This is a genomic window from Mycolicibacterium monacense (assembly GCF_010731575.1).
Lineage (GTDB): Bacteria > Actinomycetota > Actinomycetes > Mycobacteriales > Mycobacteriaceae > Mycobacterium > Mycobacterium monacense.
In genome coordinates this window covers 1,200,014-1,216,691 of record NZ_AP022617.1, presented here as the reverse complement: position 1 = coordinate 1,216,691, position 16,678 = coordinate 1,200,014, and the positions used below count along the sequence as shown (strand labels likewise).

16 protein-coding genes and 1 tRNA gene are annotated in these 16,678 nt (G+C 68.6%); 7 read left to right on the top strand and 10 right to left on the bottom strand.

Annotation, left to right across the window (positions count from 1 at the left end; genetic code table 11):
• Both G6N49_RS05825 and G6N49_RS05820 read left to right on the top strand, forming a co-directional pair.
• Positions 1-561: a TetR/AcrR family transcriptional regulator gene (locus tag G6N49_RS05825; protein ID WP_011856080.1), complete on the top strand. Its 561-nt coding sequence runs from the start codon at positions 1-3 to the stop codon at positions 559-561.
• Positions 562-624: 63 nt separating this feature from the next.
• Complete coding sequence (locus tag G6N49_RS05820) at positions 625-852, top strand: hypothetical protein (protein WP_041925325.1); 228 nt, start codon at positions 625-627, stop codon at positions 850-852.
• A gap of 25 nt (positions 853-877) precedes the next feature.
• Here G6N49_RS05820 and G6N49_RS05815 read toward each other — a convergent pair whose 3' ends face one another.
• The 8 genes from G6N49_RS05815 to G6N49_RS05780 form a co-directional block, all read right to left on the bottom strand.
• A complete protein-coding gene (locus G6N49_RS05815; protein WP_011856082.1) occupies positions 878-1,771 on the bottom strand; it encodes a hypothetical protein in 894 nt (297 codons plus the stop codon).
• Between the two features lie 100 nt (positions 1,772-1,871).
• Positions 1,872-1,945: transfer RNA gene (locus tag G6N49_RS05810), tRNA-Ile, on the bottom strand.
• A complete protein-coding gene (locus G6N49_RS05805; RefSeq protein ID WP_011560809.1) occupies positions 1,936-2,673 on the bottom strand; it encodes a YwaF family protein in 738 nt (245 codons plus the stop codon). Before G6N49_RS05805 ends, G6N49_RS05810 begins: the two co-directional genes overlap by 10 nt.
• Positions 2,670-3,506: a carboxymuconolactone decarboxylase family protein gene (locus G6N49_RS05800; RefSeq protein WP_011856083.1), complete on the bottom strand. Its 837-nt coding sequence runs from the start codon at positions 3,504-3,506 to the stop codon at positions 2,670-2,672. Before G6N49_RS05800 ends, G6N49_RS05805 begins: the two co-directional genes overlap by 4 nt.
• A 23-nt stretch (positions 3,507-3,529) precedes the next feature.
• Positions 3,530-4,900, bottom strand: coding sequence for a metallopeptidase TldD-related protein (locus G6N49_RS05795; RefSeq protein ID WP_011856084.1), 1,371 nt, complete (start codon positions 4,898-4,900; stop codon positions 3,530-3,532).
• Entirely contained in the window at positions 4,897-6,414 is a 1,518-nt protein-coding gene (locus tag G6N49_RS05790) for a TldD/PmbA family protein (RefSeq protein WP_011856085.1), read from the bottom strand. Before G6N49_RS05790 ends, G6N49_RS05795 begins: the two co-directional genes overlap by 4 nt.
• A 37-nt stretch (positions 6,415-6,451) precedes the next feature.
• The gene (locus G6N49_RS05785; protein ID WP_011856086.1) at positions 6,452-7,294 is read right to left on the bottom strand and encodes a CbiQ family ECF transporter T component; all 843 of its coding nucleotides are present in this window, start codon (positions 7,292-7,294) and stop codon (positions 6,452-6,454) included.
• Positions 7,291-9,339 (bottom strand): ABC transporter ATP-binding protein, encoded by a 2,049-nt coding sequence (locus G6N49_RS05780; protein WP_011856087.1) that lies wholly within the window; start codon positions 9,337-9,339, stop codon positions 7,291-7,293. The genes G6N49_RS05785 and G6N49_RS05780 overlap by 4 nt, the downstream gene beginning before the upstream one ends.
• A gap of 84 nt (positions 9,340-9,423) precedes the next feature.
• Here G6N49_RS05780 and G6N49_RS05775 point away from each other — a divergent pair, with 84 nt between their 5' ends.
• Together G6N49_RS05775 and G6N49_RS05770 are read left to right on the top strand one after the other, a co-directional pair.
• The gene (locus tag G6N49_RS05775) at positions 9,424-9,891 is read left to right on the top strand and encodes a MarR family winged helix-turn-helix transcriptional regulator (protein ID WP_011856088.1); all 468 of its coding nucleotides are present in this window, start codon (positions 9,424-9,426) and stop codon (positions 9,889-9,891) included.
• A gap of 20 nt (positions 9,892-9,911) precedes the next feature.
• Complete coding sequence (locus G6N49_RS05770) at positions 9,912-11,123, top strand: MFS transporter (RefSeq protein WP_011856089.1); 1,212 nt, start codon at positions 9,912-9,914, stop codon at positions 11,121-11,123.
• Positions 11,124-11,125: 2 nt separating this feature from the next.
• Here the strand turns inward: G6N49_RS05770 and G6N49_RS05765 are convergent, their stop codons facing one another.
• Positions 11,126-11,863 (bottom strand): VIT1/CCC1 transporter family protein, encoded by a 738-nt coding sequence (locus G6N49_RS05765; RefSeq protein WP_011560817.1) that lies wholly within the window; start codon positions 11,861-11,863, stop codon positions 11,126-11,128.
• Between the two features lie 100 nt (positions 11,864-11,963).
• On the opposite strand from G6N49_RS05765, the gene G6N49_RS05760 reads away from it, so the two are divergent.
• Positions 11,964-13,901 (top strand): acyl-CoA dehydrogenase family protein, encoded by a 1,938-nt coding sequence (locus tag G6N49_RS05760; RefSeq protein WP_011856090.1) that lies wholly within the window; start codon positions 11,964-11,966, stop codon positions 13,899-13,901.
• Here G6N49_RS05760 and G6N49_RS05755 read toward each other — a convergent pair.
• Complete coding sequence (locus tag G6N49_RS05755) at positions 13,898-14,386, bottom strand: LppP/LprE family lipoprotein (RefSeq protein WP_011560819.1); 489 nt, start codon at positions 14,384-14,386, stop codon at positions 13,898-13,900. The genes G6N49_RS05760 and G6N49_RS05755 overlap by 4 nt on opposite strands.
• 77 nt (positions 14,387-14,463) lie before the next feature.
• Here G6N49_RS05755 and G6N49_RS05750 point away from each other — a divergent pair, with 77 nt between their 5' ends.
• Together G6N49_RS05750 and ctaD are read left to right on the top strand one after the other, a co-directional pair.
• Positions 14,464-14,826 carry an LPXTG cell wall anchor domain-containing protein gene (locus G6N49_RS05750; protein WP_011856091.1) on the top strand — a complete coding sequence of 121 codons (363 nt, stop codon included), beginning with the start codon at positions 14,464-14,466 and terminating at the stop codon, positions 14,824-14,826.
• Positions 14,827-14,929: 103 nt separating this feature from the next.
• A complete protein-coding gene (gene ctaD / locus G6N49_RS05745) occupies positions 14,930-16,678 on the top strand; it encodes an aa3-type cytochrome oxidase subunit I (RefSeq protein WP_011856092.1) in 1,749 nt (582 codons plus the stop codon).

The window sequence follows — 16,678 nt, the reverse complement described above, 5'->3', positions numbered from 1 at the left end:
ATGGTTCGCGACGACTGGGTGGTCGGCGGCGATCGCCGCGATGCGGCGGCCGAACGCATCTACGCCTCCGCCGTCGACGTCGTCGTCACCGAGGGACTGGACGCGCTGGACATCGACGCCCTTGCGAAGCGACTGCACTGCTCGAGGGCCACCATCTACCGCTACGCCGGAGGAAAGGCCCAGATCCGTGACGCGGTGTTGATGCGCCTCGCCGCAGGCGTCATCGACACGGTTCGCCGCGCCGTCGCGGACCGGAGCGGTGCGGACCGGGTCGTCACCGCGATCACGGTGGCGCTCGGCGAGCTCCGGTCCGATCCGATGCGAAAACTGCTCATGGGCGCACCGAACGCGCCCGAACTCGGTGCGCTGCATTCGTCACCGGTGCTGGGCCAACTCGCCGCCGACCTCAGCGGGATCACCGAGGACGACCCCTTGGCCGCACAGTGGATCGTGCGGGTGGTGGTGTCGCTGGCGTACTGGCCGGACCCGGACCCCCGGCAGGAAGAACAACTGCTTCGCCGCTTCGTCGCCCCGGCGTTCGGCGCGGCGTCGTCGCGGTAACGCCGGACCTGACGCCGACGATGTGTCAGCGTGAAGTTTGCAGTGCTCATCGCCGGGGTCGCCCTGGGACTCGGATTCGCCCCGGCAGCCCTCGCTACCCCGCTGCCCCAGCAGCCCTCCCAATGCGATCCCAATTACTCCGGCCCATGCGTTCCGATCGCCAGCGACGTCGACTGCGCCGCAGGCAGCGGGAACGGCCCCGCCTATGTGTCCGGCCCCGTCACCGTCATCGGGACCGACATCTACGAACTCGACCAGGACGGCAACGGAACGGGTTGCGAGAACGGCTGAGACACCGCCGTCCTGAGTCAGGCATTCATCGACCCGGCGGTCTCCGGCTGGCTCTGAATGCCGGTCCGGGCAGGGCGTAGCAGATCGGTAGGTAGATCACCCACGGCAGGCCCAGGCACAGGACGATCGCCGACCACATCACGCTTGGCGCGCGCACGGAGTCGTCAGCCCGGAACAGGAAAATCAGCGCGTCGACCGTTATGGCCAGGAAGCCGTAGGCGGAGATCGAGATGGCAGCGAGGGCGAGCGCCCGGAACCGGGAGTCGGCGACGGCGCCCCAGTCAGCCTGCGCCTTCCGATACCGGTAAAGGCCGGCCGTCCTCAGCACGATCATCGAGCAAGCGATCGCCGCCATGACCAGACCGAAGATCCAGACAGCTGCGACGGCCAGACCGGACGGCCGGTCCGGGTACATCATGAACACCAGGTACTGGTTCGAGACGTTGACGAGCGACAGCGTCGTGGTCAGCACGATGAAGAAGCTGAAGACCCCTCCCAGAGCCGCGAAGATCGGACTCTCGATGTCGTTCGTGATGGCGTACTGGACGATCATCCAACCGATGCTCACGACCAGGACGGTCGCCCCGACCATCAGCATTCCAAAGCCCGGCATCGCCAGGGTCCACACGAGATAGCACACGTACTCGCCGCCCGGCGCGATCACGTCGTCGATCACGAACGGCTTCCTCGAGTGCACCGACGCGAACAGGAAGGAGTCGGCGGCGAGGATCAGCACACCGGAGGCGAGCAACGCGATCGTGTGGGGTGGCGCCGCTTCCTTCTTCCCGAGCAGGAACGCGACCGCGCCGAGCGCGAGTCCGCAGAGCAGGTTGGACAGGAAGCCGTAACCTCCGACCAGCTCGACTATGCTCGTCGGGAGGTCGATCGAGACACATGAGCCGTCCAGTTGTGCATTCACGAGGACTCACCTCCCCAGCCCCGCCGAGACTGCTGCCAGATCACGAAATCACTGCTGGACCTTATCTGTGCGCAGTTTCGCCGCAATACAAGACCTGGGGTGGGGCGGGCGGGGCTCGAACCCGCGACCAATGGATTATGAGTCCACGGCTCTAACCGACTGAGCTACCGCCCCCGGCGCATCGAACGCGGCACCATCGTCGCATGCGGCTGTGATTCCCTCGCCCGCACCCACGGCAGCGTCATGGCCACCCAGACGATGACGATCAACACCGTCGCCGAGACGATGTACACCGGCCACGGGCCGAGCACGTCCAACAGGCTCGCGGTCACCGGCTTGCCGTTGAGGAACCCGTAGTTGGTTCCGGCGATCCGGTTGAACGCGAACGTGACCGCCGCCCACGCCGCGGTGACCAGCAGGACGAGCCGCAGGCTGCGCCAACTCGGTCGCATCCCCCGCCCCCACGTCAGGTAGATCGCCGCCCACACGACCAGCAGGTGGATCGCCCAGAACGCCAGAAACGTGTAGTGCGGGAAGTCGGGGCCGACCAGAACCGGCGAGATCAGCGCCTGCGCGCTGAGCACCAGTCCCCAGTAGTAGGTCAGCGCGAACGCCCAGTGCCGCTGCGACCACAGCGCGCACGCCGCGGCCACCGTCGCCAGGTCGGTCAACCGCAGAGGCACGGACCGCCCGATCATCGGCGGGAACAGCGAGTAGACCAGTACGGCCACATAGATCACCGCGGTGAGCCCACCGACGATCCGGCCGAACCGCCGCGACTGCTCCTCGGTCTGCCGACGGCCCACCCACACCAGGACCACCGCACCGACCACGAACACGGCGATGGCACCCCAGTACGACGGTCCGTACGTCTCGAACTGTCGTGCCGCGGTGACGGTCACGGCGCCCCGGCGAACACCGTCTGCCCGTCGTCGTCGATCAGGTAACGCTCGGTACCTGACGCCACCCGGGGCGTGTCGGCGCCCAGTGCGACGGCGATCTTGTTCGTCGCGTTACGCATGATGTCCAGTGTCAGCTCGAGGGACTCGTCCTCGGAGAAGCAGCTGCGCACACCCCGCGCCACCTCGACCGGTATCGCCGACGGTGTCCACACCAGCGCGTCGACGTAGCGCAGCGCCGCCTTGTGCTCGTCGCTCAACTGCTCGGAGTGCTCGTAGTCCTGGATCTCGGCGTACAACGATTCCGAACCGCCCGCATCGAGGGCATGGCCCTCCCGCAGTGATTTGCACAGCCGGCAGTTGTGGGCGACCGCCCCGCGCAACCGCACCACCTCCGTCGTGAGCGGATCGAGCGCGCGCAACCGGGCGACCGCGGGGACGAATTCGCCCAGCAGCGCCTGCGCCGGGTCGGTCTCGTGGTCCCAGTCCACCGGTACATCCCTACCCGGATGGCCCAGCCCCAACGCCTCCAACCCGGCCCACACCCGCGGCACGAAGTCCGCGATGAACACCGCGGCGCTGACCCGAAACGCCCTGTCGCCCAACGCTGTCACGAAACAGGTGCGCTGATTGTCACTGACGCCCGTCACGTCGGTGGCGAACTGTTCGGCGAACGCCGCCACCACCGACTCGGCGTCGGACTTACCGTCGAACAGGTCGACTTCGACCGGTAGCGGCAACAGCCGCAGGGCCCGCCCACACGTCAGGCGGATCACGGTGTCGAGGCGCAAATCCCCCGACGACGTCGCAACCAGAGCGGACAACTGTCGAAACACCGCATCTACGGGCACCTCAGTGATTATTGCGCCTGGCTCACCGAAGACATGTGAAAGTCGGGAATCCGTAACGTCGGCATCGCCGCGCGGGTCGCCCAGTCCCCCCACTCGCGTGGCAGCGTCACCTCGCTCACCCCCGCCTCGGTGGCCCGCCGCAGTAGATCGAGCGGGCTCTCGTTGAACCGGAAGTTGTTCACCGCCGCCGAGACCTCACCGTCCTCGATGAGGTAGACGCCGTCGCGGGTCAGCCCGGTCAGCAGCAGCACCGTCGGATCGACCTCGCGGATGTACCACAGCGTCGTCAGCAGCAGTCCGCGCTCGGTGGCGGCGATCATGTCGGCCAGTTCCGCGGTTCCGCCGGTCATCAGCAGGTTCTCCGCCGGTACCGCGACCGGCTCCCCGAACTCCGCGGCCGCGGCGCGCGGATAGGCCAGCGCGTTGACCGCGCCGTCACGCAGCCAGTCCACCCGGTCGATGTCCATCCCGTTGTCGAACACCGACACCCGCTCCGAGGACGTGGCCGCCGTGACGAACGGCAGGCACGCCAGACCTGGTGCGGCGGGATCGGAGTACAGCGTCAGCGGCAGGTCGGTCAGCTTCTCCCCCACCCGGGTACCGCCCGGCGCCGACAGCGCGGTGCGGCCCTCCTGCGCCCCGCGGCCGTCCATCGTCCAGGTCAGGTAGATCATCATGTCGGCGACCGTCGACGGCGGCATGAGTGTCTCGTAACGTCCGGCGGGCAGTTCGACCGTGCGCTCGGCCCATCCCAACCGTGTCGCCAGGTCTTCGAGCATGGAATCGGTTGGCACGTTGACGAAGTCGGGCGTGCTGACACCGGCCCACGCGCTCGCGCCGCCCCGCTTGGCGTTGATCTCCACCGATCCGGTCGGCTGCGTGTAGCGGCGGCGCAGACCCGTCGACGTCGCGACGAACGTCGTTTCCAGCACGTGCCGGGCGAACCCGTACAGTGCGTCCTCGCCACGGAATCCGCGCGCCAGGCTGCCCGCCACGCCGGCGAACACCTCCGCGCCGGTCGCAGGCACCGGAAGCTCCCAGTCTCCGGGTGTCTCGGTCGGCGGCAGCGGCGGCGCACTGTCGCGGGCCTCGGGTGCGGCGACGGCGGCGTCCTGCGACGCCGCGACCAGCGCGCCGATCGCGGCCGGTTCCACCTCGCTGGAGCGCACCGACCCGACGCGCGCGCTGTTGCCTTGCCGCACAATCGAAATCACCGTGGTGCTGCGACTGACCGACTCACCGTTGGTGGTCATCGAGTTGCCCGCCCACCGCAGCGACGCGTCGGCCCGGTCGGTCACCAGCACGATCGTCTCGTCGGCGCGACCCCGGCGGGCCGCTTCGGCGAGTACGGCGTCGACGACGTCCTGCGGCCCGATCACCTACCGGCCTCCTCACGGGTGTTGAGCACGTTGATCCCCCGGAACAGCGCGGACGGACAACCGTGGCTCACCGCCGCGACCTGTCCGGGTTGGGCCTTACCGCAGTTGAACGCCCCGCCGAGCCGCCACGTCGACGGCCCGCCGACGGCCTCGAGCGCACCCCAGAAGTCCGTCGTCGTCGCCTGATAGGCCACGTCACGCACCTGACCGTCGAGGCGGCCGTCACGGATCCGGAAGAACCGCTGACCGGTGAACTGGAAGTTGTAGCGCTGCATGTCGATCGACCAGCTCTTGTCGCCGACGATGTAGAGGCCGTCCTCGACGCGGGCGATCAGGTCGTCGGTGCCGACGTCCTCGGCGGCCGGCTGCAGGGACACGTTGGCCATCCGCTGGATCGGCACGTGGTGCGGCGAGTCGGCGTACGCGCACCCGTTGGACCGGGCCACCCCCAGCCGCGGGGCGAACACCCGGTCGAGCTGATAGCCGACGAAGATCCCGTCGCGCACCAGGTCCCAACTCTGCGCGCGGACGCCTTCGTCGTCGAAACCGATTGACGCCAGACCGTATTCGACGGTCCGGTCGGCGGTCACGTTCATCACCGGTGAGCCGTACCGCATGGCGCCGAGTTTGTCGGGGGTGGCGAACGACGTGCCGGCGTAGGCGGCCTCGTAGCCGATGGCCCGGTCGTATTCGGTGGCGTGGCCGATGGATTCGTGGATGGTCAGCCAGAGGTTCGTCGGGTCGATCACCAGATCGGTCGGCCCGGCGGTGACGCCGGGCGCCTTGACCTTCTCCGCGAGCAGCGACGGCAACTCGGCGAGTTCGGCGGTCCAGTCCCACACCTCGTCGCCGGCGACGACCTCCCAGCCGCGCGCGGTCGGCGGGGCGAGGGTGCGCATGGTCTCGAATGTCCCTGCGGCGCTGTCGACGGCGACGGCATCGAGGGTCGGCAGCACCCGCACCCGCTGCTGCGTGATCGACGACCCGAACGTGTCGGCATAGAACGTCTGCTCCTTGGCGGTGTGCAGACCGGCCGACACGTGGTCGACGCCGTCCGCGGCGAGCAGCCGACCGGAGTATTCGCCCAGTACCGCGATCTTGTCCGCGGCGGGCACGGTGAACGGGTCGACGCGGTAGTCCGACACCCAGCTGACGTCACGGTAGACCGGTTCGGGTGCCAGTTCGATGCGTTCGGCGTTGAGCGGGGCCAGCGTCGTCGCCACGGCCACCGCCCGCCGCGCGGTATCGGCGGCCACCGCCGGGTCGAGTTCGGCGTGCGAGGCGAACCCCCATGTGCCGTCGACGATCACCCGCACGGCCAGGCCGATCTCCCGGTCGATGACCGCGGTCTCGAGTTCGCCGTCGCGCAACTGAACCAGTTCGCTGGTGATCGCGTGGATCCTCAGGTCGGCGTAGGTCGCCCCCGCCGCCAGCGCAGCCGACAACGCGGCGTCGGCCAGGTGCTGTCGTGGCAGGGCGAGGAAGTCGGCGTCAACACGTCGGGGCGCTGTCACGGCATCCACCGTAGTGGCGCTGCGGCGACGGCACCGATCAGGTGGGCGCCGAACTCGTCGGCAGCACGGTCAGTTCCACCGCCAGCGCCGCCCCGCACACCACGACGATGATCGCCATGGTGATCCAGTCGCGCGCCCTGGGTCCCGACGGCGCCGCCGAGATCTGCCCGGTGCCACCGCGGGCGGTGATCGCATCGCCCATCTCGTCGGCGCGACGCAGTGCGGCGGTCACGGCCGCGGCGAGCAGGTCGACGATCTCGATCAGCCACCGCTTGCGCCGCGCCTTGCGGCTCGACAGGTGCTGTTTGGGGCGCAACCGCCGCGCCGCGTACAGCGTCGCGAACTCGTCGACGAGCATCGGAAACGCCCGAAGGGCCAGGGCGATCGCCACCGCCCAGTCGTCGATCGGGATGCGGACCGCCCGCAGCGGGCGGCCCAGTTTCGCGACCGCGGGGGCGATCTCGGCGACGTTGGTCGTCCACGACACCATCGCGCCCAGACCGAGCAGCACGATCGACAGCGCCGTGATGCGCAGGAAGTTGAACAGGCCGCCGAGCCCGACCTCGACCGAGCCGAAGGCCACGACGGGGTCCCCACCGCCGAACGTCGCCGTCAGGCCGCCGATGAACAACAGACCCCACAGGAAGGCCGGGATCGACGGGAGCGCCCCACCCGGGATGTGCGCCAACCGCGCCGCCACGACCACCAGCAGTCCGACCGCCGCGATCGGCACCCAGCCCGGATAGAAGGTGAGCAGGACTCCGATCGCGGCGACCGCGATGAGCTTGGTTCCGGCCCACAGGTCGTGGATGACCGAGCGTCCCGGGACCGGACGCAGCAGCACCACCGGCCGGCGCGGTTTGCGGGCGGGGGCCGTCACGACACACCTCCCGCGGTCGCCGAGGCGGGGGCGAGCAGGCCGTCTCGCAGATGCAGGGTGCGCGGGCACAGCTCCTCGAGTCCGGAGAAGTCGTGGGAGATGACGACGACCGTCAGACCGGCGTTGCGGCGCAGATCGGTGACCAGCCGCAGCAGGCCGCGCTGGCTGGCGGCGTCGAGCCCGGCCAGCGGTTCGTCGAGGATCAGCGCCCGCGGTTTCCGGGCCAGCAGACCGGCCAGCACGACGCGGCGCATCTGACCGCCGCTGAGCTGGTCGATCCGCCGCGAGGCCATCGTCGGATCCAGGCCGACCGTGGCGAGCGCCTGCCGGACGCGGTCGTGGTCGTGGTGGGAGAACCCCGCGGCCGAAGCGATCTCCCGGTCGACATGGCTGCGCATGAGCTGCAGACGGGCCGCCTGGAAGGAGATCGCGACGGCGCCGACCTGGTCGGAGACGGGTTCGCCGTCGAGCAGGCAGCTGCCGGTGGTCGGCACGGTCAGACCCGCCATGATCCAGGCCAGTGTCGATTTGCCGGAGCCGTTGAGGCCGTGGATCAGCAGACCGTCGCCCTCGGGCACGGTGAAGTCGATGTCGCGCAGGGCGGTCTTGGCCCACGGGGTGCCGGTGGCGTACTCGTGTCCGACGCCGACCAGTTCGAGGACCGGTGCGGCGCCGGTGTGAGCGACGGGCGTCGTGCCCGTGGGGGCGGCGGCGGTCTCGACCATCTCGGCGTTGTCGGCCGCGCCGCCGTTTCCGGTGAGGTTGATGGTGCGGTCGGCGACGCCGGCCTCGTCGTTGTAGTGCGTGATGTGCACCAGCGACATGTCGTGATGTTCGGTGAGCCCGGACAGCACCTGGATGAGACCGTCGCGGCCCTGCTGGTCGACCATGCTGGTGACCTCGTCGGCGATGAGCAGCGCCGGTTCGCGGGCCAGGGCGGCGGCCACGGCGAGCCGCTGCAGTTCGCCGCCGGAGAGACCGCCGGTGTCGCGCTCCTCCATACCGCTCAGGCCCACCTCGGACAGCAGCCTGGGCACGTCGGTCTTCGTGCCCGGAGGCAGGCCCCAGACGACGTCGTCGGCCACCCGCGTACCCAGCACCTGGCTCTCCGGGTGCTGCATGACCACCGCGGTGCCGCCGAGGCGCCCGAGTCCCACCGCCCCCGGCCGCTCGACGGTGCCCGCGGTCGGTTCGCGGCCGGCCAGCACGAGCATCAGCGTCGTCTTCCCCGATCCGTTGGCGCCGGTGATCGCGAGGTGTTCGCCGGGACTCACGGCCAGCGACACCGGACCGAGCGCGTCCTGCCCGGTGTTGGGATAGCGGAACCGTACGTCGCGCAGTTCGGTCGGGACCGGCGCGACGGGCCCGGTCTCGGCGGCGGCCTCGAGTTTGTGCACGTCCGGGATGTTGACCAGGCGGCCGAGCACCCTCGACAGCGCCCACCATCCGATCAGCGTGACCATGGTGATGCTGAGGATCCCGGATCCGCCGATGACCAGTGGCCAGTAGTCCAGCGCCGTCGCGAAGTCGCGTTTGAGCCGTTCGGCCGAGTCCTCCATGTTCGGGATGCGCGACAGCACCGCGGCGATGCCGTTGATGTTGGCGGTCAGCGAATCGAAGATCAGGTTGCGCAGACGCGAGAGGACGGTCAAGGCTGCCACCGCCGCCGCGCCGAAGGCGGTTCCCGCGACCAGGGCCGCGACGAACACGGTGGGCGTGCCGCGGCCGCGCCGTTTGACGATGCCGGTCAACCCGCCGATGTAGGCGCAGTCGATCACCGACATCATCCCGCCCATACCGGCGATCAGGAAGGCGATGGTGGCCCCCGCGACCGTCGCGGCGATCAGCACGCGCAGGCGGTAGCGATAGGCCAGCAACCCCATCGGGACGGTGCCGAGCAGCGACAGCGCGGCGGCGAACGGGACGACGACGGCGATGATGGCCGTCGCCGCACACAGGGCCGCCATCACCGAGGCCTGGGCGAGTTCACCGGGCTGCAACGACCCGGCGCGGCGAGGCTGGCTCGGCGTCGGGGTTGCGGTCATCACCCGATTCTGCCAGTCGGCCGCGTAGGGTCTGCGTCCCCGGGCAGATGACAGTGCTTGGACTGCATAGTTTTCCTATGTATTATGGCGGCCATGACCACACCTGCCACCGAGGATTCCCCCGGGGCGGGCGGCGAACATCTCGGCGGCGACCTGCTCGCCGTCGTCGCCCGGCTCAACCGGTTGGCCACCCAGCGCACGCGGTTACCGCTGCCCTGGGCGCAGGCGCGGCTGCTGTCGACCATCGAGGACCAGGGTGAGGCCCGCATCTCCGACCTCGCCACCCTCGACCGCTGTTCGCAGCCCACCATGACCACGCAGGTGCGCCGGCTCGAAGACGCCGGCCTGGTCTCGCGGACCACCGACCCGCTGGATGCGCGGGCGGTGCTGATCCGCATCACCGACAAGGGCAGGACGGTGCTGGCCCAGGCCCGCATCGACCGCGCCGCGGTCATCGATCCGCGGCTGGCACAGCTCTCGCCGGAAGACCGCCAGACGCTCGCCGACGCCGTCGAGGTCATCGAGCGGTTGCTCGCGCAACCCGACAGCTGACAGACAGGAGTCGCCCACCGATGTGGCGCCAACCCAAAGCCGTCTGGGCCGTAGCCTTCGCCTCCGTCGTGGCGTTCATGGGCATCGGCCTCGTCGACCCCATCCTCAAACCGATCGCCGACAACCTGAACGCCTCCCCGTCCCAGGTGTCGTTGCTGTTCACCAGCTACATGGCCGTGATGGGGGTGGCGATGCTGATCACCGGCGTCGTCTCCAGCCGCATCGGCCCCAAGCACACCCTGCTGCTCGGTCTGGTCGTGATCATCGCCGGCGCCGGTCTGGCCGGGATGAGCGGCACGGTCATGGAGATCGTCGGATGGCGCGCGCTGTGGGGTCTGGGCAACGCCCTGTTCATCGCGACCGCGCTGGCCACGATCGTCAACTCGGCGCGTGGCTCGGTGGCGCAGGCGATCATCCTGTACGAGGCCGCACTCGGCCTCGGTATCGCCGTCGGCCCACTCGTCGGCGGTCTGCTCGGTGAAATCTCTTGGCGCGGGCCATTTTTCGGCGTCTCGGCGCTCATGGTCGTCGCCGTGGTGGTCACCGCGATCCTGCTGCCGCCGACGCCGCGGCCGGAGCGGGCCACCACGCTGGCCGATCCGTTCCGCGCGCTGCGGCACCGCGGTCTGCTCGGCACGTCGATCACCGCGCTGCTCTACAACTTCGGGTTCTTCACCCTGCTCGCGTTCACCCCGTTCCCCTTGGACATGTCCGCACAGCAGATCGGGCTGATCTTCTTCGGGTGGGGGGTGGCGCTCGCGTTCACCTCGGTGGTCGTAGCGCCCCGGTTGCAGCACCGGTTCGGCACCGTGCCCACACTGATCGTCAACCTGCTCGCGATGACGGCGACGTTGGTCGTGATGGCGATCGGCACCGACAGCAAGGCAGTGCTGGCGACCTGTGTCGTGGTGGCCGGCCTGTTCATCGGCGTCAACAACACGCTGATCACGGAGACGGTGATGAAGGCCGCCCCGGTCGAACGCGCGGTCGCGTCGGCCGCCTACAGCTTCCTGCGGTTCGGCGGTGCGGCCGTCGCCCCGTGGCTGGCCGGTGTGCTCGGTGAGCAGGTCGACGTCCACCTCCCCTACTGGGTCGGCGCGGGCGCGGTGCTGGCGGCCGCCGTCGTGCTGACCGCCACCCGCGGACACCTGCGCGGTATCGACGTCGAGGAAGACGAGCTCACCGAACGCACCGACGAGGCCCGAGCCGTGACGGTCGGAAGCGAGACCTAGGCCTAGGTGACGGTGGTGCCGATGAGGAGGCCGACGGCGTAGGTCGCGGCGATCGCGATCGCCCCGAGACCGAGCTGGCGGATCCCGGCGAACGCGATCGGCTTGCGGGTGAACCGCGCGGCGCTCGCGCCGGCGATGAGCAGGCCGACCCCGCCGAACAACAGCCCCACCCAGAGCGATTCGTAGCCGAGCAGGTACGGGATGAGCGGAATGATGGCGCCGATCGCGAACATGACGAACGACGAACCGGCCGCCACCCACGGCGACGGCGTCTCCTCCGGATGCACGCCCAGTTCCTGGACGAGGTGGAAGTTCAGCGCCCGCGTCTCATCCTGGTGGATCTCCGTGGAGGCCTTGCGGGCGGTCTCGTCGCTCATCCCCATCTCCATGAGCATGCCGACGAGCTCGTCCTCTTCGGCCTGCGGCTGGGTCCGGAACGACCGCCGTTCGAGGCGGACCTCGGAGTCGATCTGCTCATTGGCCGTCTGCACCGATGTGTACTCCCCGAGCGCCATCGAGAACGCGCCGGCCAGCAGACCGGCCACACCGCTGAGGACGACGGTCTGCGCGCTCGCGCTCGCGGCCACCCCCGCGATCAGCGCGGTGTTGCTGACCAGCCCGTCCATCGCCCCGAAAGTGGCCGCACGCAACCACCCTCCGGTGACGTCGGCGTGCTGATGATCGACCGTGTGCGGCAGGCCGGTCGGTGACACCGGATTAGGCCGCTCGGAATCCGTCATGCCGATATTGAACGCTCACCCGAAGATGACGTTTTCCTGAGGTCTGCCTTGGTTTGCCATATCACAGTTTCGCGGAATGGATAGCGGGTTACCGTCAGGTATGACCACCACTGCGGAGCATCTGCGAAACGCCCTCGACGGCCGCTGGCGTGACGTGAAGAACGACATGCGGGACAAACTCTCCCACGAGGTCTTCAAACCGCATTACACCCCGAACACGGTCATCGCCCGCACCAAGGTGAACGAACAGCTGCGGATCATGGCCGCCGAGGGCGCCGCCGAGGACGGCTTCGCGAAAGAGCACGGCGGCAACGGCAACGTCGGCGCGGCCATCACCCAAATCGAGATGCTCGCGATGAGCGACCTGTCGCTGATGGTCAAGGCCGGTGTGCAGTGGGGACTGTTCGGTGGTGCCGTCGAGAACCTGGGCACCGAACGCCATCACGAGCAGTACGTCAAGCGCATCATCGACTGCGATCTGCTCGGGTGCTTCGCGATGACCGAGACCGGCCACGGCAGTGACGTCCAGTCCCTCGAGACGACGGCCACCTACGATCCGGACACCCAGGAGTTCGTCGTGAACTCCCCCACCCCCACCGCCCGCAAGGACTACATCGGTGGTGCGGCCCAGACCGCCCGCATGGCAGCGGTTTTCGCGCAACTCATCACCCACGAGGACGGCAAGCCGGTCAACCACGGCGTGCACTGCGTGCTGGTGCCGATCCGCGACGAGAACGGCAACGACCTGCCCGGGGTCACCACGTCGGACTGCGATTACAAGGGCGGTCTGCCCGGCGTCGACAACGGCCGCATCGTGTTCGACAACGTGCGGGTGCCGCGGGTGAACCTGCTGAACCGCTACGGCGACGTCGCCGAGGACGGGACCTACACCTCCCCGATCGAGAACCCCAACCGGCGGTTCTTCACGATGCTCGGCACGCTGATCCGGGGCCGGGTCACCGTCGGCGGCAGCGGGGCCGCCGCCGCGCGGGTGGCCCTCGACATCGCCACCCGGTATGCGTTGCAGCGCAAGCAGTTCTCCGCACCCGACGGCGGAGAGGTGGTCATCATGGACTACCTCGTGCACCAGCGCAGGCTGCTACCCCTGATCGCCCGCTCGTACGCCCTGCAGTTCGCGCAGAACGAACTCGTCGCCAAATGCCACGAACTGCAGAGCGCCGAGCACCCCGACGCCGAAGAGCAGCGGGAACTTGAGGCCCGCGCGGCCGGCCTCAAGGCGGCCAACACCTGGCACGCCAGCCGGGCGATCCAGGAGTCGCGCGAGGCCTGCGGCGGTGCCGGCTACCTCGCCGAGAACCGGCTCATCGGGCTGCGCGGCGACATCGACGTGTTCACCACCTTCGAAGGTGACAACCACGTGCTCACCCAGCTGGTGGCCAAGGAACTGCTGACCGCCTACGCCGACGACGTCAAGGGGATGAGCCCGGTGGAGTGGGTCCGCTTCGCGGCCAACACCGTCGGCACCCGCGTGATGAAACGTACTGCGGCCGAGACGATCATGCAGACCATCCTCGACACCCGCCAGGACAACGAGGAAGAGGGCAGCCTGTTCAACCGCGGCACCCAGGTGCAGATGTTCGAGGACCGTGAGGAGTATCTGCTGTCCTCGGTGGCCCGCCGGCTGCAGGGCAAGTCCAAGGAGATGTCGGCGTTCGACGCGTTCAACGCCGTGCAGGACCACGTGCTGCACACCGCGCAGGCCCACATCGACCGCATCGTGCTCGAGGCGTTCGTCGCGGGCATCGACGCGTGCGAGGACGAGGAGGCCAGGAACATCCTCGGCATGGTCTGCGACCTGTACGCGCTGTCGGTGATCGAAGAGGACAAGGCCTGGTACATCGAGCACCGCTTCCTGTCCACCGAACGCGCGAAGGCGGTCACCCGCGGCATCAACGAGCGGTGCCGCTCGCTGCGGCCGTACGCGGAACTCCTCGTCGACGGTTTCGGCATCCCCGAGCAGCTGCGCTACGCCGCGATGATGGACCCCAAGGAACTGTTGACGGCGGAGCCGGCCTAGCCGTTGGGGATCGGGTCGACGGCCTCGAGCTTGCCGTCTCCCCCGATCCGGAATCGGACGGTGCCGATACCCGTTGGGCAGCAGGGCGGTTCGTCGCTCTGGCGCCACTGGTACTGCACCTGCACGGTGTCTTCACCGGTCGGCAACACCGAGATGTAGGGCCGCGGATCCGGGGTGGCCGGGCCCAGCGGTGTGTTGCCTGCGAAGAAGAGGACCTGCTGCGGGCTGTCGGGCGCCGCGGCGGTCGGGCCGATCTGCACCCAGTACAGCCGGCAGTCGGTGGTGTGGCCGTTGGCCACCTCGGTCCACGTCGCGCCGGGCGCGGCCGGTGGGGTGCCGCTGATCTCCCGCTGGACCGTGTCGGGGGTGGGACCGTCGGCCGGCGTGCACGTATCGGGTTTGGGGGGCGCAGCCCCGGGCGGGCTCCACCCGCACCCCGCCGTGAGAACACCTGCGGACACGAGCACCGCCAGGACCAGCCGCATGGCCCGAGCCTACGCACCGGGGTCAGCAGCCGATCTCCTACGCTGACCACGACACACCTCTACCGAAGGAGTTGCCGATGGCGTGGTTCCTGGCGATGCAAGGACCGCCCAGCAAGCTCGGTCAGTCGCTGATCTACGAATTGCAGGAGTCGGCGGACCGGGCGAAGCTCGCCGAGGAGATGGCCAGCGCCGCGACGCTGGACCGGGTGGTCCCGGTTCCGGCCATCTTCGGTGGGCAGCGCCAGGAGGTGACGCTCTACGTCCGCCCCGCGGCGTGGGGTGTGTGGGCGTTCTACGAGATGTCCGATGAGGAGCGGCGCCAGATGATGGCCGCCGCCAACCCACTCATGAGCGCACTGGCACAGGCCGCGAAGCAACAGCAGACGGGCAGGGGCCAGAGGCAGGGTCCCGGGCCGAGTCAGACTCCGCTGGGTCTCTAGATCTCATAGTCGTGATCCGACCGGTCCTCGGTTTCGGATCACCGCGGCCCCGATCGGTCTAGCATCGGAACGACGATCGATTCTCGACGTTCCGGGGGTGTCCGTGACAACCGAATCCGTTGTGCAGCCGACGTTGACGGTCAGGCGTCCGTTTCCCGAACGGCTGGGCCCCAAGGGCAACCTGATCTACAAGCTCATCACGACCACCGATCACAAGCTGATCGGCATCATGTACTGCGTCGCCTGCTTCGCATTCTTCCTGGTCGGCGGGCTGATGGCGCTGTTCATCCGCACCGAACTGGCGGTCCCCGGACTGCAGTTCCTGTCGAACGAGCAGTACAACCAGCTGTTCACCATGCACGGCACCGCGATGCTGCTGTTCTACGCGACGCCCATCGTGTTCGGGTTCGCCAACCTGGTGCTGCCGCTGCAGATCGGCGCCCCGGACGTGGCGTTCCCGCGCCTCAACGCGCTGTCGTTCTGGCTGTTCGTCTTCGGTGCGCTGATCGCGCTGGCCGGGTTCATCACCCCCAGTGGTGCCGCGGACTTCGGCTGGACCGCCTATACGCCGCTGTCCGATGCGGTGCACTCACCCGGGCCGGGTGGTGACCTGTGGATCTTCGGCTTGGGTGTGGGCGGTCTTGGCACCATCCTCGGCGGCGTCAACATGATCACCACCGTGGTGTGCATGCGCGCCCCCGGCATGACGATGTTCCGGATGCCGATCTTCACTTGGAACATCCTGGTGACCTCGATCCTGGTGCTGCTGATCTTCCCGCTGCTGACCGCGGCGCTGTTCGCCCTCGCCGCAGACCGCCACCTCGGTGCGCACATCTACGACCCGGCCAACGGCGGTGTGCTGCTGTGGCAGCACCTGTTCTGGTTCTTCGGCCACCCCGAGGTGTATGTCATCGCGCTGCCGTTCTTCGGGATCGTGTCGGAGATCTTCCCGGTGTTCTCCCGCAAGCCGATCTTCGGCTACACCACCCTGATCTACGCCACCATCGCGATCGCCGCGCTGTCGGTGGCGGTGTGGGCGCACCACATGTTCGCGACCGGAGCCGTTCTCCTGCCGTTCTTCTCGTTCATGACGTTCCTCATCGCGGTGCCGACGGGGATCAAGTTCTTCAACTGGATCGGCACGATGTGGCGGGGTCAACTCACCTTCCAGACACCGATGCTGTTCTCGGTGGGCTTCCTGTTGACGTTCCTGCTCGGTGGTCTGTCGGGGGTGCTGCTGGCCAGCCCGCCGCTGGACTTCCACGTCACCGACAGCTACTTCGTCATCGCGCACTTCCACTACGTGCTGTTCGGCACCATCGTGTTCGCCACCTATGCCGGCATCTACTTCTGGTTCCCGAAGATGACCGGCCGACTGCTCGACGAGAAGCTGGGCAAGCTGCACTTCTGGTTGACCTTCATCGGCTTCCACACCACGTTCCTGGTGCAGCACTGGGTCGGTGACGAGGGTATGCCGCGCCGCTACGCCGACTACCTGCCGTCGGACGGGTTCACCACGCTCAACATCGTCTCGACCATCGGGGCGTTCATCCTGGGCATCTCCACGCTGCCGTTCCTGTGGAACATCTTCCGCAGCTGGCGCTACGGCGAGCCCGTCGTGGTCGACGATCCGTGGGGGCACGGAAATTCGCTGGAGTGGGCCACCAGCTGCCCGCCGCCGCGGCACAACTTCACCGAACTGCCCCGCATCCGGTCCGAGCGCCCGGCGTTCGAGCTGCACTACCCGCACATGGTCGAGCGGATGCGCGCCGAGGCGCACATCGGCCGCCACGCGACCGCCGGAGAGATCCAGGAGGGCTACGGGCCACGAACGGAGCCCGACCGCAGCTGA